Consider the following 24176-nt stretch of genomic DNA (forward strand, 5'->3'; position numbering starts at 1 on the left):
AGGAAAAGGAGATTATAACGTGTCGAAACCAGTATACGGTAAAAACGCCGCTCAGTCGAGAAATGCAGAAAAGATAGCAATCCCGATCTGGGCATTGGTTGTTGCTTTCATTTTATTTTTGTGTTGGGTCCCATTTCAAGTGGGATTATTTAACGGTCAGCAATTAGACTTCGAAAAGCCAATCTATGTATCTGCATTACTAAGCGGCCTTTTGCTGCTAGTCTGCCTTGGCTTATACTACAAAAAATTCAAAATTGATGAGCAGAGGGATTTAGTAGCTTCAGCTTCTATATTGCTGCCTGTGACCTACGCTTTATCATTGTTTGTCGCAGTTTCGCATTATATGGCGATGAATATGCTGTTTATTCAGAGCATGTATGTTGCAGTCTTCATTATAGCCTTTTATCTCTTGAAGCAAAAGCAAGTAAATGTTGTCATTCAAAATGCTATATTGGCGATTGCTTATTTCATAGTGGGTTTTGGACTCTTAAATTGGCTAGGCAGCAGTAAATTAGCTGGCTCTCTTGTGGGCTGGTTCTCAAACACTGTACGGAACAGTATTTATTTAGAAGCAGTTATGACCGATTCTAATGGACTTCGATTGACTTCGATCTTTCAGTATGCGAACACATACGCTGCATTCTTGATGGCTTTTCTATTTGTAGCAATATTCGCGCTTATTCGCTCTAAAAATTGGTATGGAACCTTGACTCATGGCTTTATGTTAGCGCCAATCATTTTGTCGATCTTGTTAACCTTATCTCGTGGTGGCCTTGTCTTGCTACCTGTGGTATTTATACTTCTGCTTCTATTTCTAAAACCCGCACAGCAAATCCTTTGGATTCTACATTTAGGAGTTGCTGGTATTGTAGCTTTGCTCATTACAACACCCGTAACTAATCTAGGAATAGAGTTAAATGCGAGTTTCACTTCTTCTGCCGCTTTAAAAGGTTGGGGTTACCTGTTAGCAGCTTCACTAGTTGTAGCTGGCCTATCTTGGGTCATTCAGCGTTTTGTCGCTCCATGGTTGTATGCAAAACTAGAGAATTGGTCGTCACGTAAACGAACAGGTCTTTGGATTCCGCTCGGATCTGTCGCTCTAGTAGCTATTGTAGCTTTCTTACTTATCGGTACGAGTGCAAAAAGCATCTTACCTGACAATATGGAGACTCGTCTTGAGAACATCAATTTCCAACAACATAGCGTACTTGAACGGATTACCTTTTATAAAGATGCCATGAAGGTAGTTAAGGATTATCCAATCCTTGGTGCTGGTGGTGGAGGCTGGTCCTCATTATATGAACATTATCAGAATAACCCTTATACTAGCCGCCAGGTGCACAATTTCTTTCTTCAATTTTTGATCGAAGTTGGGATTCTTGGTTTTATCGTATTTATGGGTTTCATTCTGTATATTTTCTATAAGTATATTCGCGGGTATGTAAAACGGGATAAAAATGATTTTGAAAATGGTTTCTTCTATCTAATCATTGCTTTATCGATTCTTGTGCACAGTTTACTTGATTTCAATATGAGTTATGCCTTCATGGGGATACTCGTCTTCCTTGGACTGGCTGGGATGGCAGTTGTGATGGACAGCAAAAAGTTACGAAAAAATTGGAATAAAGCCGGTATTCGGCTTGGATATTTCGCAGCTCTCACAATAGGTACTGTGTTCTTGTTATTCCTTTCGATCAGCTATATAGGCTCCAATAATGCTGCTCTAAAGGGTAAGAATCTAATTAGAGTGAGCACTTCATATGAAGAAATTAAAGCACCGTTGGTTAAAGCCTTAAAAAGCCGCCCTAATCATCCTGAATCCGCCCTCTCCTTATCTGCTTTAGATATGACGGTATTCAACCAAACGCAAGATGAGCAATTTCTTGTTGAAGCAAATAATGTATTAACTCGTGCGCTCAAAGATGAGCCCTACAACAAAAATCTTTTAGCTCAAATGGCGAGCTACTATGATTTAAAGGGTCAAAGTGACCTTGCATACAATGTATACCTCGACAATGCTGATAAGTTCAATTGGGATATTAGTTGGTATGATGAATTAATCAGACGATCCTTTGTATTAGGCCAGCAAGCCCTTAATCAAAAGGATGAAGTTAAGAAAGAAAAGTACTTCGCAGAAGAGCTTGAAGCATATAACCACGTTCTCGCTGGGATTGAACATCTGAAGACTCTTCCACCAGAACAACTGCAAGGGCGTCCTTTCTCAGTAACGCCAACTATCGCTTTAAACGTTGGCAAAATGCAACTTATATCCGGACAAGAGGATGCAGCGAAGACCACTCTGAAGCTTAATTCGGATCCTAATTACACGGATATAATGAACAACGAAACTCCGTGGGATATAAATTGGTACAGTTCACTAATCAGCCGTTCATTTGATTTGGGGCAGGCAGCTTATGCACAACAAGATGATGAAGATAGAGTAGAACACATGAAAGCTGGCTTTGTCATTGGGCTTTTGGCCTACAATCATATATTGGCTGATAACGATCCTTCCAAGACTCCTGCTCCGGATGTGACACTGAAGGTTGGAACAATGCAATACATGTCAAGACAATTCAAACCCTCGGTGGCTACTTTAAAATCGGTACTAAGCCAAGATTTCTCAGATGCTAATAATCGTGAAATCGCTCGCTGGTACCTCGCCGCATTACAAAAAACGAACAACCAAGATCAAGCAGTGTATGATAAGCTGATCGCAGCCGATCCTGCGGAAGCAGCACAGATCGAAGAAATTGCGAATATGCAACTCCAAGATAGAAACTAATGAATAAAAAATAGCCTCTCACTGGATTACAGTAGGAGGCTATTTTCCTTTGTAATTATTTAAAATCATTTCCCTGTTTTGGCCGCTTCGCTTTCGACAAGCTCTTTCATATATCGAAGCAAATCATCTTTGAGTTCCTCGTGTTGAAGTGCATAATGAATGGTGGTCTGGATAAAGCCCATTTTCTCACCAACATCATGACGTTTACCTTCAAAGTCATAGGCAATAATTCGTTCAACCTCACTTAGACGTGCTATCGCATCGGTAAGTTGGATCTCTCCACCCACACCTACTTGCTGCTCACCAAGCATATCGAAGATTCGTGGGGTTAAAATATATCGTCCCAGAATAGCTAAGTTCGATGGAGCCTCTTCTCTCTTCGGCTTCTCTACTAGACGATTTGCCTTGTAGACACGTTCCGCCAAAGGCGAACCATCTACAACACCATACCGGGATACTTCCTCCCACGGAACAGGCTGAACACCCACGATAGAAGATTTATACTCATCATATATGTCAATCATCTGTTTGAGGCATGGTATGTTCGCTTCAACAATGTCATCGCCTAGTAGGACAGCAAACGGTTCGTTTCCTATGAATTTACGTGCACACCAAATCGCATGTCCGAGACCTCTTGGTTCTTTTTGACGAATGTAATGGATATCTGCCATTTCGGAAGATTTACGAACAGATTCAAGAAGCTCCCACTTTTGCTTCTCCGCTAGGTTAAATTCCAGTTCAAAAGAGTTATCAAAGTGGTCTTCAATCGCACGTTTGCCTTTCCCCGTTACAATAATAATATCCTCGATCCCGGAAGCGACCGCTTCTTCAACAATATATTGGATCGTCGGTTTATCTACAATCGGAAGCATTTCTTTAGGCATTGCTTTGGTCGCAGGTAAAAAACGAGTGCCGAGACCTGCGGCGGGAATAATCGCTTTACGGATCTTCATCACATTAACTCCTTCTATCGTATACTCTTTTCAATTTACATATCTGTATGTACCCTAAAATGGCATATTTCTTTCAATTATAGCAGTTACAGCACATTTATGTCAGAGTGTTTGTTATATTTGTATATCTATTCCATTGAAGTGAGAGGGAAGGAATACCCTCACGATATACTTTTTAGTATATGCAAATTTAGGTGAGGGCGAGATCAAATCTAATAAAAGGGCTAAGCAATACCAGCATCTACCTGGTAGTTACTTAGCCCTTTCTTTAACTCTTATTACTTCGCATTTACCAATTGCCCACGCGTTACGCCAAGTTGATTAGTAGCCTTTAGGCTCTTCCATACTTGTGTACCAGAGATTTCACCACGCAGAGCGCGACTGTAGAGGCTGATTACCTCAGCCACTTGCTCTGGCGTCTCTTCCAAGAACTCCACTCGGTATGAAGATACTCCTAGGTCACGGAAATTGTTCAAATACTCCGCACCAGACTGCTCAACAGCGTTATAGACGGTATTACGGCAGCCTTCATCCACACGAACTGGATGTGACATTCCAATACGGTCTTGCAAAGAAGCACGGTGCTCTTCACAAGGACGACCACAGTTCGTATAGTCTGTGCCTTCACTCATAAAGGTACAATACACACAGTGTTCAGTATGGAACATCGGCAAATGCTGATGGATAACGACCTCCATCCGGGACGTATCACTGTGTTCAAGCAGATCAACCATCTGTTGAATGTTCAAGTCATAGGATGGCGTTACTATGTCACAGCCAGCCTCAAGGAACAAATCCACTGCTTTATGATTGGCGATATTCAGTGAGAAATCACCGATCAGCCGTGGATGCACAGCATCCGGCTGCTCCTGGCGGCGGCGCAGATAATAATATAACGCGCCTGTATTACGCACGAGCACAGCATCCGGTTGCAAGCGAAGAATATTCGCGTGGTAGCCGTTCTCGCCCGGCATATGAATGCGCGGCGTGGCCAGCGCTATGCTGGCCCCTGCAGCCCGTACCGCATCTACCGCTGCCGGGAACTGCTTGATAAACTCGAAGTCGGCGTAGATGTTTCTCACGCCGGCCTCGAGCGCAGCCTGCACCTGCGGCAGGCTGCGGCACAGCGCGGTGAGCTCCGCTTCACCAGCGCGCTGCGGAGCGACGCCCTTGTGGGTGGCGTCGCCGTAAACCTCGATCGCCCGTTTCACATAGACGGGCGGTTTCGGGCGCTCGCCCGCAAGCAGCTCCACCGCTTGGCGGCGGATGCTGTTCAGCTCGCGCATAGGGACGATGACGTCGCCTTGCAGATGCGACTCCAACGCGTCAAGCTGGAACACGGTCCCGCCCAGGCGGCCGAATTGTTCTTCCAGCAGCGCGGTATCCATCGGACGCTTTTGCGCGGCTTCCAGCGCGAGCTCCGAGTCCACACGGACGGTAACGTTCTTCTGAACGTCCGTCCACCAAGTCGTCAGCTTCTCGCCGACGCAGCCTTGCACTCTAACATGTACCGGAAATACCCGGTACGGCTTTTCAGTTTCATAAGTCTGGCGCAGCGCCTTATCTAACGCAGGGTCATTTGTCTTCCAAATGCGGTCACCGACATTTAGACGACGAAGATCCACATCATTACGACCGGCTACGATGTCGATGATCCAGCCTTCTCCGGCTTCGCCTTCCAGCTTCACACCTTTACGACGAAGGTCGTAGACACGACCGCCTTCTTCTTTTTTCGTCGGATCGCCAGCGTCAAAAACAATTCCGTCCCCACGCTTAAGCGGTGCATGAATACGGCAGACCACTCCGTCACGCAGAATTTGCTCAACCGTCCCCAAATATACACCACGGCTTTTTGGGAAAGTCCCGTCTACCAGTTTCTTATTGTTCGTTCCATCCAGGAAACCATGTGTAAACCCGCGGGAGAAGCTTTGTTGCAGCTCGCGCACCTCCTCCTTCGAAGGTTTGGACAGATCGCCTTCAAAATACCGATCAATCGCTTTACGATACTTACTAACTACATTCGCTACATATTCCGGGCTTTTGAGGCGACCTTCGATTTTAAAAGAAGTCACACCCGCCTCGATCAGTTCAGGCATTAGATCAATTGCTGCCAGGTCCTTAGGAGAAAGCAAATAAGTTACGTCTCCCATAGGTTTTACCTCACCATCCACCATCAGATCATACGGCAGGCGGCAAGCCTGAGCACATTCACCGCGGTTGGCAGAACGTCCGCCCCACATTTCAGAGGTCAGACATTGACCTGAGTAGGAAACACACAAAGCACCGTGTACGAATACTTCCATCGGTAAGCGGGCTTGCTCCCCGATCGTACGAATTTGTTTCAAATTGTTCTCACGACCTAATACCACACGTTCCAAACTGAAAGGTTTAGTAAACTCGACCGCTTCCGGCGAAGTAATGGTCATCTGTGTCGATCCGTGAATCGGGAAATCCGGTGAGATTTCGCGGATCATTTTGACCAAACCTAAATCTTGTACAATTACTGCGTCCACGCCAGCATCCACGCACGCATCAATCAGTTCTTTTGCATCAGACAATTCATTTTCAAAAACCAGTATATTAAAGGTCAAAAAGCCCTTCACACCATAGCTATGCAAAAACGCCATAATTTCCGACAGCTCGTCCATGCGAAAGTTGTTCGCTCTGGCCCGTGCATTAAACTTCTCTACGCCAAAAAAGATAGCATCCGCTCCGTTTGCTACCGCTGCACGCATGCAGTTCCAATCACCTGCGGGTGCCAATAGCTCCACGTCTTCTCTGCGTATTTGTTGCTCTTTCATTTATATCCTCCCAAACCGCCATTTGACGGGTCATTTCTAGTTGATTAACTTGATAATTGTATCAAATATCACACTTGAGCGCTATGCGTTTACCAACATTTATATAGAATAAAAGTCATAATGCTGTCAGGAAGCTGACTTCTTGCTTATTGCTCTTTACTCCATGAATGTTGTAGAACATGCAACTTTATTGCCCAATTCAGCGCTTCGACAACTAAATGTTGTACATAAAGCATCATTCTCACACTCTAGTATCGACAACCGGTACAAAAAGTTGCAACATTTACAACAATTCACTAGAAAATCCGTGACATACGGGACATACGATAGAATGTTGTATCAAATACATCAATCCACCCTTTAGCTATTCACATTATGCCCAACTTGGATAACATTGGCTCCGAACCTCTAAAACAACCCTTCCGACAACCCTTCTATCGGTTTATAGTAACAAATATATGTATTTTTAATAATAGGCCGCAGGTATCCCTTATCCACTAAACTCTGCAACCATTTACGAGCAGTACGAAAGTTAACGCCATAATCGTTCATAACATCCTTAGGTCGAATCCCTTTTCCCCCTTTATCCAAATAAAGAACGCCCCAAGCCAAATCGGCAACTGGGACGTTCTTCGTCTGATTAAATTATACGCCTCTATTCGTGTTTCAGCTACGATTTTCGTACTTTTTTAACTACTTACTGTTTGTAAACCGAAACGATTGTAGTGTCTTGTCTAACAGAGCCTGCTGTTCTGCAGTGGCATTGGCATCATTCAGCGTAACGGTAATCGTGTAGACCACATCATTTTTACCAAACACAACCTGCTTACTGCGAAGAGGGATGCCATTTTTGATTTGATGTACAGTTATGATCGTAGCAGGGACATCCGCAATGGTAGATTCCACTACACTTTCTATACGAGAGCCTTTAGGATCATTATTTTTATTTTGATAAGCATCTTTGAGCACATTAACTGTATAATCCACTGAACCCTCGGGTTTTGAATTGATCTGTAGACGTCCTCCGCTGAAGCGATACTCAATCGACTGCGTCTCGAAAATATCCTGATAAGGTGTCCATAAACTTGGAATATCAATGGCATAACCGTAGGTTTTGGATACTTTGGTTAGTGTCTTATTTTTGAGCGTCTTATAATCATCACTAGCGAGCCGCCCGAAGTTCTCCTTCAGCAGAGCAAAATCAATATCAATAGAGGATATGATGGCTTTGAATTTTGCCTTATCGTCATCTTGCCCAGCAGCTGTTACATATTCAAAATAGTAACGATACCCATTTTTGAGTATGAGAGCTTGATATTCTGTAGTAACACCGTTGCCGTAATTTAGCTGTAGCTCATTAATTTGTGCGGATACGCCCGAGATCTCCGACTTGTTGCTGTCTTTCAGAATATAAGCATCCGCTACAAAGTTTTCTTTAGTTTTGATTTTCAGATCTTCAGCCCAGCTCTCTAGTGTAGAACCAGCAGGTGCCGAGGTAACTGCCACACTCAGATGACTTCCCTGCTTACTCTCGTAATAGAGATGCTGGTCATCCTTACTCCAATCTGCGGGAACCTGTAGTGAAATCCCATAGTCCTCATTGTACGCGTCACGCAATCCACTTTTCACCGTAGAAAGATCACGGATTTTTTTGCTTTTAGTATCAAAAGAAGGCTGGAAAGAGTTAAGTAATCCTGTATATTTAGCAAAATCCTTATAATTAACTGCTTTGTTATCCGTCAAATAAATCTCGTAGAGTCGACCTTCAGCATATAACAGTCTGCTTTCCCAGAGCGCTCCACTGGAATCTTTACTGATCAATCTAGCATAAGGTACCGCGGCTTTGGGGAACGACTCCCGATCCAATATCAACTCCCCACCTGCCTCGACCTCCCGAACCAGCTGTTCCAGCAGCCCATCCGCATCCACCGCAACCGCCTGGTCACTTACATGAATCTCCACATAATATAGATTGTCCGCACTTGAAAAGGTAGCCACACTTTCATCTCCACCGCTATTTCCAGCAATCAGCCCAGAGGGATAATTCAGTGTCCATTGAAAATAGCTGTTCCCAATTTGAGTCTTACCAACATCGCTGTCAATCCCAGCCTCCTCTGGCGTATCTTCTTCGTTGTCTATAGGAACTAGGGTAACCATTAGCTCACCCCCACTCCCTTGAGAGAGAGTCGCACCTAACACATCAGCTACAAAACGTAGCGGTACCATCAGCACGTCTGAAACCATCCGGGGCGCTGAGCCCAGTTTAACTTTGATCCCATCCTTCCAAGCGATATCACTCCCAATCGTCATCACCCCTGAATGTGTACCGTAGGTTACTTTTACAACATCGTTCTGCTCTAAGGAAACAGTGCTGCCAAACGTCTTTTTAAAAACCCCAAGCGGGACCATAACCGTTCCATTCTCCGTATAAGGCTGCTCGATAGCCACCTTCTTACCATTCACCGTAGCTGAAGTACTGCCAACTTTTAGACTCAGCTGTAGCTTATCTCCTTGTGAAGCTAATGCTGTTTGTATGGGTAATATAGAAAATAGCAGTAATAAGGCCAGCATCGCACAAAATCCTTGTTTTAAAATTTTAAAGCCCATTTACCGTCCCCCTCTCCAGTTTGCTAATCACTCTTCCGCGTGCTCGTCCCCATCCGTTTCATAATCATCTCCGCTTAACAACGGATCACCTTGAGTGAGCACGAGTTTACGGACGACGATATCCCCATCGCTTTGCATAACCAGCCGCACAGTTGCTCCCGGCAGGTAGCTTTTGAACAATTCATTAATATCAACTAGTGAGACCACACGATGCCCGTCGATGCTATACAAGACGTCCCCTTCAGCAACCCCTGACTTGAGCGCTTCTGAAGATACCACCTTAGTGACGGACAGCGGGTCCAGCGTTGGCAATCCCACAATCGTAGACCAGCTCGCCTCCAGCTCTAGCCCCAGACTCGGATGCTGTACCTCACCATATTTTAAAAGTTGGTTCATAATATACTGCACAGTATTCGCTGGAATCGAAAACCCCATATTTTCCACACCCACCGCTGAGTATTTCAGGCTGTTGATTCCCAGCACCTCACCTTTCATATTTACAAGCGGCCCTCCGCTGTTTCCGGGATTAATCGCAGTGTCACTCTGGATAAGACGATAAGCCGCATCTACCTCACGGTTAAGACCACTTATAACGCCTACAGTCGCTGAGTTTCGTAGAGAAAAGCTAATCGGTGTTCCGATAGCAATAACCTTCTCCCCAACCACTGTTTTGCTATTCGCTGGAATAAACTTGGCGGGCTTTAAATGGGTGGCATTGATTTTGATCAGCGCCAGATCACTAACTTCATCCAGATAGGTTTCTTTAACGCTGTAGGTTTTGGAGTCCGAAGTGACCACTATGGCATTTTGCAGATCCTTGATTACATGAGCATTGGTTACAATCCATCCGTTCGATTTCACAATGATGCCGGAGCCATGCGTCAGATTGTACCGATCATCCGGGCCACTATTCCCGCCACTCTCGTCTTTGCCGATAATGCCCACAACAGAAGGAGTGATACTTTTAATAATTCCAGGTATCGGATCTTCTGCCGCTGCTTTACTAACCACCTTACTAGTACTATCAAAAGCAAACACCGACTGACTCCATACTCCCGACAGCACTACGCCGCACAGTAATAGACCTAATCCTTTCTTCACCAGCTTCTCCCCAATACTCCTCATTCCTCACCAGACCCTCTCTTTGCTCATGGATAAATTTTACATTATATTATTTGAAAAAAGACGCCTTCAATGCGCCCATGGCGTTAAAGGAGTCTTTTGGTGCAAAGCTGTTCAATTTAGTTCTTTCATTAACTTAACCAATGCATCACCATGGCATAGTCAGAGATCACAAAAACCAGCAAGCTAACGGCTCCAAAACCAATGGCAAATTTGTTCTTCTGGGGAGCTTTCAATAGTCGAACAACCCCGACCAAAATCAAGATGGTAAATAAAATCATAAACACATCAAAGGTATGAAATTTAGACGGTCCTTGCGCGGCAACTTCTGCAAGCAGCATAACCTTACCTCCTCAAAAATGTTGTCAAGCAAGATCCAGTAATCCCCATATCACCTTCTATGTTATCGCTACCATTTGGGCGATGCAATAGGTTTTGTAGAAAAATTATGTATTTGTCGTAAAAAATATATTTTATCCCTGCAAAATCCGTAATAACGATGAGATTGATCACTGACAATTGGGGTGGCTTAGTGAAAGTACTGTGAGTCCAATCAACTCTATCGTCATGAAGGTTACAATAGAAAGTCCGTTAACTGCTTTAGAGATGAGATAAATTGAGCAGTGAATTGGAATTGGAATTGGAATTCAGAACTTAGAACTCTGGGCTCGAAATTTAGGGTGTTAATGAATTAGGGAAATATTCCCTAAAATTAATCGATTATCAGCTCATTTTGTGATTATCAGGGAATTCCTCCCTAAAAATCATTAGAAAACCGGCTATATGAATGAATCTACCCGATAATTAGGGAGGTTTTCCCGGATTTCACCTTTTATGATCTAAAAACTCGGATTTTCAGGGAGGTTTTCCCTAATCTAATAAACAGTTATTTGATAGAGTGATATGAATGATTAATTATTCGGTTTTCAAGGAACTTTTGACCCTAACGTTAGTCAATTACCCGTTAACCCTATCAACAGAATACTCCTCATTGAATCTTACTACGAACATGTCCTACATATGCCTACCTTGCCTATTATTAAATCCATTTTTTCTATAGAATCCGTATAACTTTTGCTAGAAAGATCACATCATATATCTATGAGCCGTCTTTCGTATAATTACCGGATAATCCTACAACGTCTTAAATGGCCTTGACTCCATTCTAGAGGACGAGGTTAGCCGTTCGTTGTTATTTGTTAGATATTTCCCCAGTAAAAACTATTGCTTACAACCTACAATAAAAGCCCCGGTAAGATACCGAGGCCTTATTATACATAGGTTATATTACTTACTATTTATTAAAGGGTTTCCGCCGTCTCAAGTATAAGCGCTTCGGTCCGCTCTGTATCACGAATCAGAACCGGCTTCAGATACTTACCTGTGTAAGACTCTGTGACTGTAATGATCTTCTCCGGTGTTCCTGTTGCCAGGACAGTACCCCCGCCGCTACCACCTTCCGGTCCCATATCGATGATATAATCCGCTGTCTTGATTACATCCAGATTATGTTCAATAACAAGAACAGATTCTCCGGAATCCACCAAACGATGCAACACCTCAAGGAGACGACCAATGTCATCTACATGCAGGCCTGTCGTAGGCTCATCCAAAATATAAAGTGTTTTACCCGTGCTGCGACGGTAGAGCTCAGAAGCCAATTTTACCCGCTGTGCTTCACCACCGGATAAAGTGGTTCCTGGTTGGCCAATCTTAATGTAACCAAGGCCTACATCCATTAGTGTTTGCATTTTACGATGGATACGCGGAATATTTACAAAGAACTCCGTTGCGTCCTCTACCGTCATCTCTAACACATCTGAAATGTTTTTGCCTTTATATTTCACTTCTAGTGTTTCCCGGTTATACCGTTTGCCCTTACATACTTCGCAAGGGACATACACATCCGGCAAGAAGTGCATCTCAATCTTAATGATCCCGTCTCCACGGCAAGCTTCACAACGTCCGCCTTTTACGTTAAAGCTGAAGCGTCCCTTTTGGAAACCACGTACCTTAGCCTCATTTGTCTTGGAGAACAGGTCACGGATGTCATCGAATACACCTGTATAGGTTGCTGGATTGGAACGCGGTGTCCGCCCGATTGGCGACTGATCGATTTCAATAACCTTATCGAGATTTTCTAGTCCACGAATTTCTTTATGCTGACCAGGACGCACCTTCACAGCCTTATTCAACTGCCGTGCCAGACTCTTGTAAAGAATCTCGTTGATAAGCGAGGATTTACCGGAACCCGATACACCTGTCACCGCTGTAAATACACCTAATGGAATCTTCACATTCACATTTTTCAGGTTATTCTCTTTAGCACCACGTATTTCTACCCAGCGATCATCGGTAGGACGGCGTTTAGCAGTAACCGGAATAAATTTACGTCCGCTTAAATATTCACCCGTTAATGAATTCGGATCTTTCATAATCTCTTCTGGCGTCCCTTGAGCCATAACTTGTCCACCATGAATACCTGCGCCCGGACCAATATCAATAATATAATCCGCTGCCATCATCGTATCTTCATCATGCTCTACAACAATCAGCGTGTTGCCTAAATCACGCATATGCGCAAGCGTAGAGATCAGGCGATCATTATCCCGTTGATGCAAACCAATACTTGGCTCATCCAGAATGTACAATACACCCATGAGACTTGAACCGATCTGAGTAGCCAACCGAATACGCTGCGCCTCACCACCGGAAAGCGAACCCGCTGCACGGCTAAGCGTCAAATAATCCAAACCTACATTCACAAGGAATCCAAGCCGATTACAGATCTCTTTTAAAATGAGATTGGCGATGGCTGTTTCTTTTTCGCTCAATTTTATCTCTTCAAACCAATGCTGGCAGTCTCCTATTGAAAGGTCCGTAACATCAGAAATATTATGATCGTTGATGGTCACAGCTAATATTTCTTTTTTCAGACGTTTACCTTTACATACATGACAAGGCTTAGCACTCATAAACCCTTCGATAAATTCACGAATACCATCCGAAGCAGTTTCACGGTAACGCCGCTCTAGGTTAGGTATAATCCCTTCAAAAGCAACCATCGCATCTTTCTTTTGACCGAAATCATTTTCATAACGGAAGCGGACTTTCTCACTGCCTGTACCATTCAGTAACTTATTCATATGATCAGGCGTCAGACTGCTTACCGGAACGTTTTGTGGAATTTTAAAGTGTTCACAAACCGACTTCAGAAATTGCGGATAGTAATTAGAAGTACTTCCAGTCCAAGCTAAAAAGGCACCTTCTTCAATGGATTTCTCAGCATCAGGAATAAGCAGGTCTGGATCGACAACCATTTTCATGCCAAGTCCATCGCACTCTGTACAAGCTCCAAACGGACTGTTGAAAGAGAACATCCGTGGTGCCAACTCTTCAATACTAAAACCACAAATTGGACAAGCAAAGTTTGAGCTGAAAAGCAGCTCTTCCTGGCCGATGATATCAACAAGGATTTTACCGCCCGAAAGCTTAAGCGCCGTCTCCAGTGAATCCGTCAGCCGGGTCTCCACATCGTCTTTAACAACGATCCGGTCTACCACAACTTCTATTGTATGTTTTTTATTCTTTTCTAGTTCAATATCCTCAGACAGATCTCTTAGCTCGCCGTCCACACGCACACGTACGAAGCCTTGCTTAGAGATATCTGTGAAAAGTCCTTTATGCTCACCTTTACGTCCTGAAATGATTGGCGCCAGGATCTGTAACCGAGTTTTCTCTGGATACTGCATAATCCGGTCTACCATCTGTTCAACGGTCTGGGAGGTAATCTCAATGCCATGCTCTGGGCAATGGGGATGACCAATACGTGCAAAGAGCAGCCGCAAATAGTCATAAATCTCCGTAACTGTACCTACCGTGGAGCGTGGGTTCCGGCTTGTTGTCTTCTGATCTATAGATATCGCCGGGGACAAACCATCAATCGAATCCACATCTGGTTTCTCCATTTGTCCCAAAAACTGACGTGCATAAGCCGACAAAGATTCAACATAACGCCGTTGTCCTTCAGCATAAATCGTATCAAATGCAAGCGATGATTTACCTGAGCCGCTAAGTCCCGTCAGCACGACGAAACGGTCACGTGGAATCGTCACATCGATGTTTTTGAGATTGTGCGCCCTCGCGCCTTTAATTACAATATTTTCGTTCGCCAACGGAACCTCTCCTTTTAAAAAAACTATTTCAACTTTATTTCAAGATATTCTCAAAGCCTTTTCAAAGCCCTTTCAAAGCCTTTCGATCCCTCCCAAACCCTCCCTTCCAAGGGAGGGCCCCAAGGGTTGCACCCTCTGGACACCCGCATTTTCTGGAGAAGGAGTATGGTGGGAGGTAACTTAGTGACTACGACGCTCGGAGCGCTTATCCCTGCGGGACCGCTTGGACGTTAGCGCACTAACTAAAGACAGGTACATGCAACTGTCATAAACGTTGCATGGTGCTGTCCCTGCGGGATACGCATAAGTGCCAAGTGCATTTCGGGCGCTGTCCCTGCGGATACGCATAAGTGTCATAAACATCGCGGGATACGCGACCCTCTATTGATTCAAAAAGAACGGTCTAGGACAGCACCGTTCAATACCTAATTTAAATATCGGTGATGCATTAATGGTTTGTTACTCAGCCCGAAGCTCCAGCAATGCGTCGCGTAGCTCTGCCGCGCGTTCAAATTGCAGGTTCTTGGCAGCGTCCTTCATTTCAGCTTCCAGACGCTGGATCAGACTTTGTTTTTCTTTCTTATTCATCTTGCCACCAACACCTGTGAGATAATCAGCTTTAGACTCAGCAACCTTCGTTGCCTCGATGATGTCACGCACTTTTTTATTAATAGTGGTGGGGGTGATGCCATGTTTCTCATTATGAGCAATTTGAATGGCGCGACGGCGTGATGTTTCACTCATCGCCTTCTCCATCGAATCAGTGATCCGATCACCATACATGATTACACGACCCTCAGAGTTACGAGCCGCACGGCCAATCGTCTGAATTAGTGAACGTTCGGAACGAAGGAACCCTTCTTTATCGGCATCGAGAATTGCAACTAAAGATACCTCCGGTAAGTCGAGACCTTCTCTCAGGAGGTTAATCCCTACCAGTACATGGAACGTACCGAGACGAAGATCCCGCAAGATCGCCATCCGTTCCAGCGTCTTGATGTCAGAGTGCATATAACGAACCTTAATCCCGATTTCCTTAAAGTAGTCTGTCAGATCCTCCGACATCTTCTTCGTCAAAGTGGTAACGAGTACACGTTCATCGCGTTCAACCCGGTCACGGATTTCGCTAATCAGATCATCAATCTGACCTTCTGTAGGACGGACCTCGATGATTGGATCCAATAAACCAGTCGGACGGATAATCTGCTGCACCATAGTTTCGCAGTGTTCCATTTCATAAGGTCCAGGTGTCGCGGAAACGTAAATGATCTGGTTTACTTTATCTTCGAACTCTTCGAACTGAAGCGGACGGTTATCCAGTGCAGAAGGCAGACGGAAACCATGCTCTACCAACACTGTTTTACGCGCCCGGTCACCGTTATACATCGCCCGAATTTGCGGAAGGGTAACATGGGATTCATCTACGACGATTAACATATCATCAGGAAAATAATCCATTAACGTATATGGAGTTGCTCCCGGTTCCCTGAAGGTTAGTGGCCCGGAATAGTTCTCGATCCCCGAACAGAAACCCACTTCCTTCATCATTTCAATGTCGTAACGTGTCCGTTGTTCCAAACGTTGCGCTTCCAGAAGCTTGCCTGCGTCACGAAGCACGGTCAACCGCTCTTCTAGCTCCCGTTCAATATTGACTATTGCTACACGCATCGTTTCTTCCTTGGTAACAAAGTGAGAAGCCGGAAAAATGGCGACATGATCGCGTTCACCGATCAATTCGCCCGTTAAAACATCTATTTCAGTGATCCGCTCAATCTCATCCCCAAACAATTCAACACGAATCGCATGTTCACCCTGAGAGGCCGGGAAGATCTCAACCACATCACCACGTACACGGAATGTTCCGCGTACAAAATTGATATCATTGCGCTGGTATTGAATATCCACCAGTCTGCTCAGAATCTCATTGCGCGGTTTCTCCATCCCAACCCGCAAGGACAACAGCAAGCTTCCGTATTCCATTGGTGAACCGAGACCGTAAATACAAGACACACTCGCTACAATAATAACGTCACGCCGTTCGAACAAGGAGCTTGTCGCGGAGTGGCGAAGTTTATCAATCTCTTCGTTAATACTGGAATCTTTCTCAATATAAGTATCGGAGGAGGGAATATACGCCTCTGGTTGGTAATAGTCGTAGTAGCTGACGAAATAGTCTACCGAATTATTCGGGAAAAACTCCTTAAACTCACTTGCCAGCTGGGCAGCGAGTGTCTTGTTATGCGCAATAACCAGCGTGGGGCGATTTAATTTGGAAATAACTTGCGCGACAGTAAAGGTCTTCCCTGTACCTGTCGCTCCCAGCAGCGTCTGGTGCTTCTTACCCTGCCGGATGCCTTGTAGTAATTCATCTATGGCATGAGGCTGATCGCCCTGGGGTGTATACTCGGACTCCAATTCAAAAGTCTTCGTACTGACGACAATATCACTCATTTGCCCGTCTCCCCTCTATCGTCTAAACTAGATTAATATATTATAATTGTTGTCTGAATCTTCTCTCTCCATACGACAGTAAAAAATATGGAAGATAAGAATATGTGTTCCCGTTCATTATACAGTGTTGCTTAGATCGATGCAAACCATAATACACAGAAATGTTAGGAGCTTGAAGCATGGATATTACCGCAATAATCGGCCTAGTGGCCGGACTGGCTGCGCTAATCGGCGGCTACCTCTGGGAAGGCGGAAGCCTTTCCGGACTGCTGCAGCTTAATGCAGCTTTGATTGTATTTGGAGGTACGATTGCTGCCGTAATGATCAGCTTCCCGGCAGCTAAGCTACGCTCCATTCCCGCCGCTCTGCGCATGGCTTTTGGCCGCAATCCTGAACGTGATGAAGAGAAAGCAGAAGAGCTTATCGCAATGGCCACAGTGGCCCGCCGCGGCGGCGTTTTAATGCTCGAAAAACAAGCGGAACTACATCCTGATCCTTTTACACGCGAAGGACTGTTGCTTATCGTCGATGGCACTGACCCTGAGCAGGTAAGACAGATTTTGGAATTGGAAATGGATGCGAAAGAATTGAAGCATGAAAGCTACGCCAAGATTTTTGAAGCCGCTGGCGGATATGCTCCAACGATGGGGATCATCGGTACAGTTATGGGACTCATTAGGGTACTGGGCAACCTTACGGACCCATCAAATCTAGGTACCTCTATCGCAGTAGCGTTCACTGCAACACTGTACGGAGTAGCCATCGCTAATCTAATATTTTTACCCATTGCTTCCAAAATCAAATCCCGCAGCCAAAGTGAGCTGCATAGCATGGAGATGCTGCTAGTAGGCATTCTTTCTCTACAGAACGGGGATCATCCGCTGCTGGTGCGTAAAAAACTGAACTCCTTCATTTCAGACACCACCACAGATGACCGTGCAGAAGCAAGAGGTTTTATATGAGACAAAGAGACCGGCGCAAACGGCGGGTAGAGAATCGAGAAAGCCGTGATCGTTGGATGATTACTTACGCTGATCTAATTACACTTTTACTTATATTTTTCGTTATATTGTATGCGATGAGCAGCCTGGACACTGACAAATATAATATCGTAACCGGCTCTTTATCCGAGACTTTCAAGTCGAGCAGCACTGTTCTTGAAGGCGGGGACGGTATTTTAGATGCTGGAAAGACTCCTGACAACAAACCAGAGAGTACAGATGGGAATGGGAATGGAAATGCGAACGCAACTGCAAAACCAAATGACGGTTCTGATGAACAAACGGAGAATGAAACACCTTCAGCACGGGAGTTGGCATTTCGAGAACAAGAGGCGAAGCTTGCTGAGTTAATGGGTGTGATCACCCACTATGTGGAGGAGAATAATCTCGGTGAACAAATATTTGTAGCCGACAAACCGCAGGGCATAGAAATCACGCTCAGCGACCGTTTTCTTTTTGATGTGGGTAAAGCAGATGTGAAGTCACCAGCCCTTCCAGCTCTTCAGCAGTTGTCTGGCTTATTCAAAGATATCGGGGCAACGATCAGCATTGAAGGACATACGGATAATACACCAGTGTCATCAGCTTCACGTTATAACGACAATTGGGAGCTATCGGGTGCTCGTGCGCTTTCTGTGCTGCGCTTTTTCTTAGATAATGAAGGACTGAACCCGGACACTTTTCAATATGCAGGTTATGCCGATACCCGACCAACAGCAGATAATACTACGGTAGCAGGCAAACAGAAAAATCGACGCGTAGAGATCATTGTACTTCGACAGCTTCAAGAGGTGGAATAAAAGTTTGCGCTCAGAGCTAAGTTCGGCAGCAGGGGCAATGGCAATTACCACATTGAGCTAACAAGGGGCTTCATCCAATTTAATTAGGGAAAACCTCCCTGATTATTCACCTATTATCGTATCCAATCGCGGAATGAGGGAATTTCTCCCTGATTATTACTCTTTTTAGTCTGAAATAGTGGTTTTACCGAGATGATTAGGGAGGAATTTCCTAAAACCCTAACTCTCACGCTATAATCGTCTAAAATGAGGGAGGTTTTCCCTAATTCCATACTCCACTAGACCCTCAAACCACTCGATTGGGTTTACGAATACTCGCACAATCTACATAAGAAACACAAACAGCAAGTCCCCGAATCACAGAAACTTGCTGCTAAAAATATCACACTTGATCAGACTATTTTCCGTCCCCGATTTCCAATTATTCAGCAACTAACGCGCTATAACCAGCTGCATCTAACAGACCTTTTACAGCATCAGCATACTCTCCATCAACTTCAATCTCAAAAATCCAACCCCCGCCATACGGCTGATCATTGATAAGCTCCGGACTAGCTTCTAATCCATCATTCACCTTGGTAACCGTCCCAGAGACGGGCGAATACAACTCCGATACCGTCTTAACGGATTCGATACTGCCTACGCTGTCACCGGCCGAAATGGTCGATCCTACCTCAGGAAACTCAACAAATACGATGTCGCCTAATAAATGCTGAGCATGGTCCGTAATCCCAACACGTACTACTCGCCCTTCTACTTGCTGTGCCCATTCATGCTCTTCGCTGTAAAGAAGGTTGTCTAATACTTCACTCATTTCAAGCCGCCTCATTTCCAATTTGGAGTTCTAAATTTAGTTATAGCCTAAGTTATCCCGGCTCACAATGTCAATATTACTAACAGGAAATTTAAATTTGTCATTTTTTCGACGTTTTCTTGTTGACAGCGCCCGACTATACCCGTTTAATGGAGACATACAAGAAGAAATGACGTTGTCGTCTTTTTATAGACAATAACCGTTTCTCGAAGAAATATAATTGCGGATGATGGCATAGGGAGAGACTGTCTCACTTGAAGACGGCGCCGAAGGAGTAAGCCCTAACAGGGGTGAATCTCTCAGGCAAAAGGACCTTTGTCGGACGTATCTCTGGAGAGCATCAGACGCAAGGCTAGATGCGTCAGATCACCAACGGGGAAACCTGCAAGCTAGTTACGGCAGGGTAACTCTCAGGTACAAAGGACAGAGCAGAAAGCGATTTGTGCATTTATGCATGATTGCTTCTGCCTGTCCTTTTTTCGTATGTAATCAGATCAAGGGGAGTGACGACATGGATGCTTTGAGAAGAACACCTTTTTATGATCTCTATTCCGCTTATACGGAGTCCAGGTGCATTGACTTCGGTGGCTGGGAGCTGCCAGTACAGTTTACAGGTATCGTGAAAGAGCACGAAGCCGTTCGCCAGCAGGCTGGGCTGTTCGATGTCTCGCATATGGGTGAATTCATGGTGATTGGGAGCGGTGCAGAAGACTTTTTGCAAAAAATGACAACCAATGATGTCAGCCGCCTTACAGATGGTGCGGCGCAATATACGCTGCTCTGTTATCCAAATGGCGGAGTTGTCGACGACCTACTCGTGTATCGCCTAAGCGAAGGGCATTATATGCTCGTCGTTAATGCCTCCAACATCGACAAAGACTTCCAGTGGCTGCAAGAGCATTTGACCTCTGAATTCGGCGAAGTCACGCTCACTAATGTCTCTGACGAGACGCTTTTGCTCGCCTTGCAGGGTCCTCTGGCAGAGACCATTCTCGCGGAAGTTACGGATGCTCCTATTTCAGCACTCAAGCCTTTCCATTTCATCGAACGCGCCACCGTTTGCGGTGTAGAGGTACTTATCTCCCGTACGGGTTATACCGGTGAAGATGGCTTCGAGATTTACGCTCCGCTGGAAGGTGCAGAAACGTTATGGAACGGACTGCTTGCAGCAGGCGCGCCCCACGGATTAACACCTGCTGGACTGGGTGCACGGGATACCCTGCGTTTTGAGGCGAAATTACCACTGTACGGTCAGGAGCTATCTGCTGACATCACCCCGCTTGAAGCAGGAGTACAGTTCTTCGTGAAGCTGGACAAAATAGACTTTATCGGACGCGATGCACTAATACAGCAAAAAGAAGCTGGCATTCCCCGTCGCCTTGTCGGCCTAGAAATGATTGATCGAGGCATTCCACGCTCCCATTATCCTGTTTGGGCAGATGGGGTTAAGATTGGTGAGGTCACAACCGGAACGCAGTCCCCTACGCTGAAACGTAACCTGGGGTTGGCATTGCTTGATGCTGCTTACAGTGAAATAGGCACAGAGGTTTACGTGGAGATACGCGGTAAGCAGCTTAAGGCTGTAGTGATTAAGGCCCCTTTTTACAAGTATAAACGCCTTTAGCGTCCATATAAGGACGGTGAGCTTTTAAGCGAGAAATAGAAGGATAAAGTATAGCGTGAAAATTGTACTTTCTTATATTTTAAAAAAGCCAAGGAGTGAAACCTTAATGAAGCACCGTTATCTGCCCATGACAGAACAGGACCGCGTAGAGATGATGGAGACCGTCGGGATTCAGTCTATAGATGAGCTGTTCTCCGATATTCCTGAAGCGGTACGTTACCAAGGCACTATGCCGATGTCTGAACCACTCGATGAATACGCCCTGCTGCGCCACATGAAAGGTTTGGCTGACCAAAATGCCGACTTTGATTCTCACGCCAGCTTCCTCGGCGCCGGATTATACGATCATCACATCCCTGTGGTCATCAACCATGTCATTTCCCGTTCTGAATTCTACACTGCCTACACTCCTTATCAACCGGAGATCAGCCAAGGTGAGCTGCAAGCGATCTTCGAATTCCAATCCTACATTTGCGAACTAACCGGTATGAAAGTTGCCAATGCCAGTATGTATGATGGCGCTACAGCTTTATCCGAAGCAGCGGTTCTCGCGGCTGGTGCTACCAAACGCAAAAAATTAATCGTCTCCCGTACCGTTCATCCTGAGGCTCGCCAAGTGCTACGTACTTCGGCTAATGCTTGGGGTCTGGAGGTGGTGGAGATTGACTATAAAGACGGTGTTACCGATCAAGCTAAACTTGCTGAAGCTATCGATGGTGATACTGCCGCAGTACTGGTGCAATCGCCTAACTTCTTCGGCAGCATTGAGGATCTTCGCTCGGTTGAGCCGCTGATTCACGCGGTTAAAGGTCTTCTTGTAGTCAGCGCCAACCCAATAGCTCTTGGTGTACTTGAAACTCCGGGCAAACTTGGAGCCGACATCGTAGTCGGTGATGCTCAGCCACTCGGTATTCCAGCTTCTCTCGGGGGTCCAACTTGCGGATTCTTTGCCGTAGCTGATCACCTGATGCGCCGCATGCCAGGCCGGATCGTTGGCCAAACGGTAGACCGTAATGGTAAACGCGGCTTCGTTCTTACACTTCAAGCGCGTGAACAGCATATTCGTCGTGAAAAAGCGACATCGAATATCTGCTCCAATCAGGCGCTGCTGGCTCTCTGCGCATCCGTCTATTTGTCCGTTATGGGCAAAGAAGGCATGCGGGAAGTAGGCGAACTGAACATTCGCAAAAGTCATTACGCCGCTAATAAACTTAGCGGACTAACAGGTGCTGAACTTGCCTTCTCCTCCCCATTCTTTAACGAATTTGTCGTGAAGCTTCCTGAAGGCTGCAGCGTGAGCGCTATTAATTCGAAGCTACTGAAGGACGGTTATCTCGGCGGTTATGATCTGGGTCGTGATTATCCTGAACTTGCTGGACATATGCTGGTTGCCGTAACGGAAAAAAGAAGCAAAACCGAAATCGACCAATTCGCTAGCGCACTGGAGGGCTGTTTATGAAACCGGAGCAAAGTCTAATTTTTGAATTAAGCCGTCCCGGCCGTTCGGCCTATTCTTTGCCACTATGCGATGTGCCGCAGGAAGAAACCTTGAAGTCCCTGATTCCATCAGATTTACTCCGTAGCGAACCCGTCGTACTTCCAGAAGTATCGGAAGTGGATGTCATTCGCCACTACACTTCTCTTTCACGTCGCAACTTTGGTGTAGACAATGGCTTCTATCCACTCGGTTCATGCACGATGAAATACAATCCGAAGATTAACGAAGATGTTGCCCGCTTCTCCGGCTTCGCCAAAATTCATCCCTACCAACCGGAAGAAAGTATTCAAGGCGCACTGGAATTAATGTATACCCTGCAAAATGATCTGTCCGCGCTGACGGGCATGGATGCAGTATCTTTACAGCCTGCCGCAGGTGCGCATGGTGAATGGACCGGCCTCATGATGATCCGCGCCTACCATGAAAGTCGCGGCGAGACGCGTACTAAGGTTATCGTGCCGGATTCCTCGCACGGAACCAATCCTGCTAGTGCCTCAGCAGCAGGACTTGAAACGATCACGATCCCTTCCACAGATAAAGGAATGGTCGATCTTGAAGCATTGAAAGCAGCCGTCGGTAGCGACACAGCCGCGCTGATGCTAACTAACCCAAGCACACTCGGCTTGTTCGAAACCCAAATCGTCGAGATTGCTGAGATCGTGCATGAAGCAGGCGGCCTACTCTATTACGATGGAGCCAACTCCAATGCCATTATGGGCATTACCCGCCCTGGCGACATGGGCTTTGACGTTGTGCATCTGAACTTGCACAAGACAATGAGCACCCCACATGGTGGTGGCGGCCCTGGAGCCGGACCAGTCGGCGTAAAATCTATCCTCATTCCATTATTGCCACAACCTACTGTGGTGAAGAATGAAGATAGTAGCTTCTCACTTCACTTCGGTGGTCCTGAATCCATTGGACGTGTGAAAGCTTTTTACGGAAACTTTGGTATTCTGGTTCGTGCCTATGCCTATATCCGCACCTATGGTCCAGACGGACTGCGTGAGGTATCCGAAAATGCCGTGCTGAATGCAAACTATATGATGCACCGTCTGGCGCCGTATTTCGAAATCCCATATCCGGGTGTATGTAAGCATGAATTCGTGATGTCCGGCAAAAACCTCAAGCAATATGGCGTGCGCACCTTAGACGTCGCTAAACGATTGCTCGACTTTGGCTACCACCCGCCAACCGTGTACTTCCCTTTGACTGTTGAGGAATGCATGATGATCGAGCCGACGGAAACCGAAAGTAAAGAAACACTGGACGGCTTCATCGATACGATGATTCAGATTGTGAAAGAAGCGCAGGAGACACCGGAAATCGTAATCAACGCACCGCATACTACAGAGATTAGCCGTTTGGATGAGACACAGGCTGCGCGTAAGCCGGTTTTGAATTGTTCTTGCGGGTAAGGATAATGTCCTCCTCTAAGAAAAATTCTCTCGGAGTCTCTCGAAGATGTAACCGAATCCTTCATTAGGTGGCTACTATTCTTGCAATAATAGAAGCCAAATCAGATAAGTTAGAGTTCCAAGCAAA

Annotated in this window: 15 protein-coding genes and 1 riboswitch; of the genes, 6 read left to right on the plus strand and 9 right to left on the minus strand. The window is 45.6% G+C overall.

The genetic code is table 11. The features are described 5' to 3' along the window. Positions 1-19 precede the first annotated feature (19 nt). Positions 20-2785 (plus strand): O-antigen ligase family protein, encoded by a 2766-nt coding sequence (locus NYE58_RS33445; protein WP_341004030.1) that lies wholly within the window; start codon positions 20-22, stop codon positions 2783-2785. A 65-nt stretch (positions 2786-2850) separates the two neighbouring features. Here the strand turns inward: NYE58_RS33445 and galU are convergent, their stop codons facing one another. The 8 genes from galU to uvrB all read right to left on the minus strand — a co-directional run bounded on the left by galU (position 2851) and on the right by uvrB (position 16894). Continuing rightward, positions 2851-3738, minus strand: coding sequence for a UTP--glucose-1-phosphate uridylyltransferase GalU (gene galU / locus NYE58_RS33450; RefSeq protein WP_076220717.1), 888 nt, complete (start codon positions 3736-3738; stop codon positions 2851-2853). A 278-nt stretch (positions 3739-4016) separates the two neighbouring features. Further along, a complete protein-coding gene (locus NYE58_RS33455; protein ID WP_341004032.1) occupies positions 4017-6539 on the minus strand; it encodes a U32 family peptidase in 2523 nt (840 codons plus the stop codon). Positions 6540-6947: 408 nt separating this feature from the next. Continuing rightward, the gene (locus NYE58_RS33460; protein WP_341004033.1) at positions 6948-7151 is read right to left on the minus strand and encodes a hypothetical protein; all 204 of its coding nucleotides are present in this window, start codon (positions 7149-7151) and stop codon (positions 6948-6950) included. 81 nt (positions 7152-7232) lie between these two features. Next, positions 7233-9146: a stalk domain-containing protein gene (locus NYE58_RS33465; protein ID WP_341004034.1), complete on the minus strand. Its 1914-nt coding sequence runs from the start codon at positions 9144-9146 to the stop codon at positions 7233-7235. Between the two features lie 27 nt (positions 9147-9173). Then, complete coding sequence (locus NYE58_RS33470) at positions 9174-10271, minus strand: S1C family serine protease (RefSeq protein ID WP_405173411.1); 1098 nt, start codon at positions 10269-10271, stop codon at positions 9174-9176. A gap of 128 nt (positions 10272-10399) precedes the next feature. Beyond that, positions 10400-10609 (minus strand): DUF2759 family protein, encoded by a 210-nt coding sequence (locus NYE58_RS33475; RefSeq protein WP_036678627.1) that lies wholly within the window; start codon positions 10607-10609, stop codon positions 10400-10402. Positions 10610-11569: 960 nt separating this feature from the next. Further along, positions 11570-14443: an excinuclease ABC subunit UvrA gene (uvrA, locus tag NYE58_RS33480; RefSeq protein WP_076276882.1), complete on the minus strand. Its 2874-nt coding sequence runs from the start codon at positions 14441-14443 to the stop codon at positions 11570-11572. A gap of 459 nt (positions 14444-14902) precedes the next feature. Beyond that, positions 14903-16894, minus strand: a complete 1992-nt coding sequence (gene uvrB, locus NYE58_RS33485) for an excinuclease ABC subunit UvrB (RefSeq protein ID WP_036678623.1) — start codon at positions 16892-16894, stop codon at positions 14903-14905. Positions 16895-17073: 179 nt separating this feature from the next. Between uvrB and NYE58_RS33490 the strand changes: the two genes are divergently transcribed. Together NYE58_RS33490 and NYE58_RS33495 are read left to right on the plus strand one after the other, a co-directional pair. Next, positions 17074-17856 carry a flagellar motor protein gene (locus NYE58_RS33490; RefSeq protein ID WP_076123782.1) on the plus strand — a complete coding sequence of 261 codons (783 nt, stop codon included), beginning with the start codon at positions 17074-17076 and terminating at the stop codon, positions 17854-17856. Continuing rightward, positions 17853-18695, plus strand: coding sequence for a flagellar motor protein MotB (locus tag NYE58_RS33495; RefSeq protein ID WP_076276883.1), 843 nt, complete (start codon positions 17853-17855; stop codon positions 18693-18695). The genes NYE58_RS33490 and NYE58_RS33495 overlap by 4 nt, the downstream gene beginning before the upstream one ends. A 421-nt stretch (positions 18696-19116) precedes the next feature. On the opposite strand, the gene gcvH is transcribed toward NYE58_RS33495, so the two are convergent. After that, positions 19117-19509 carry a glycine cleavage system protein GcvH gene (gene gcvH / locus NYE58_RS33500; protein WP_036678614.1) on the minus strand — a complete coding sequence of 131 codons (393 nt, stop codon included), beginning with the start codon at positions 19507-19509 and terminating at the stop codon, positions 19117-19119. A gap of 226 nt (positions 19510-19735) precedes the next feature. Beyond that, positions 19736-19834, plus strand: a riboswitch (glycine riboswitch). 186 nt (positions 19835-20020) lie between these two features. On the opposite strand from gcvH, the gene gcvT reads away from it, so the two are divergent. From gcvT to gcvPB, 3 genes are all read left to right on the plus strand, one after another. Beyond that, a complete protein-coding gene (gene gcvT, locus NYE58_RS33505; RefSeq protein WP_076276884.1) occupies positions 20021-21133 on the plus strand; it encodes a glycine cleavage system aminomethyltransferase GcvT in 1113 nt (370 codons plus the stop codon). Between the two features lie 106 nt (positions 21134-21239). Next, positions 21240-22592, plus strand: a complete 1353-nt coding sequence (gcvPA, locus tag NYE58_RS33510; protein WP_076276885.1) for an aminomethyl-transferring glycine dehydrogenase subunit GcvPA — start codon at positions 21240-21242, stop codon at positions 22590-22592. Further along, positions 22589-24049 (plus strand): aminomethyl-transferring glycine dehydrogenase subunit GcvPB, encoded by a 1461-nt coding sequence (gcvPB, locus tag NYE58_RS33515; RefSeq protein ID WP_341004035.1) that lies wholly within the window; start codon positions 22589-22591, stop codon positions 24047-24049. The genes gcvPA and gcvPB overlap by 4 nt, the downstream gene beginning before the upstream one ends. Positions 24050-24176 lie beyond the last annotated feature (127 nt).

Origin of the sequence: Paenibacillus sp. FSL L8-0708 (genome assembly GCF_038009325.1) — a bacterium.
GTDB classification, from domain to species: domain Bacteria; phylum Bacillota; class Bacilli; order Paenibacillales; family Paenibacillaceae; genus Paenibacillus_AQ; species Paenibacillus_AQ odorifer.

Bases quoted from the DNA above. Each gene is read 5' to 3' on its own strand.
- galU (WP_076220717.1), bottom strand. From the start codon at position 3,738: ATGAAGATCCGTAAAGCGATTATTCCCGCCGCAGGTCTCGGCACTCGT.
- NYE58_RS33455 (WP_341004032.1), bottom strand. From the start codon at position 6,539: ATGAAAGAGCAACAAATACGCAGAGAAGACGTGGAGCTATTGGCACCC.
- NYE58_RS33465 (WP_341004034.1), bottom strand. From the start codon at position 9,146: ATGGGCTTTAAAATTTTAAAACAAGGATTTTGTGCGATGCTGGCCTTA.
- NYE58_RS33470 (WP_405173411.1), bottom strand. From the start codon at position 10,271: ATGAGGAGTATTGGGGAGAAGCTGGTGAAGAAAGGATTAGGTCTATTA.
- NYE58_RS33475 (WP_036678627.1), bottom strand. From the start codon at position 10,609: ATGCTGCTTGCAGAAGTTGCCGCGCAAGGACCGTCTAAATTTCATACC.
- uvrB (WP_036678623.1), bottom strand. From the start codon at position 16,894: ATGAGTGATATTGTCGTCAGTACGAAGACTTTTGAATTGGAGTCCGAG.
- NYE58_RS33490 (WP_076123782.1), top strand. From the start codon at position 17,074: ATGGATATTACCGCAATAATCGGCCTAGTGGCCGGACTGGCTGCGCTA.
- NYE58_RS33495 (WP_076276883.1), top strand. From the start codon at position 17,853: ATGAGACAAAGAGACCGGCGCAAACGGCGGGTAGAGAATCGAGAAAGC.
- gcvH (WP_036678614.1), bottom strand. From the start codon at position 19,509: ATGAGTGAAGTATTAGACAACCTTCTTTACAGCGAAGAGCATGAATGG.
- gcvT (WP_076276884.1), top strand. From the start codon at position 20,021: ATGGATGCTTTGAGAAGAACACCTTTTTATGATCTCTATTCCGCTTAT.
- gcvPA (WP_076276885.1), top strand. From the start codon at position 21,240: ATGAAGCACCGTTATCTGCCCATGACAGAACAGGACCGCGTAGAGATG.
- gcvPB (WP_341004035.1), top strand. From the start codon at position 22,589: ATGAAACCGGAGCAAAGTCTAATTTTTGAATTAAGCCGTCCCGGCCGT.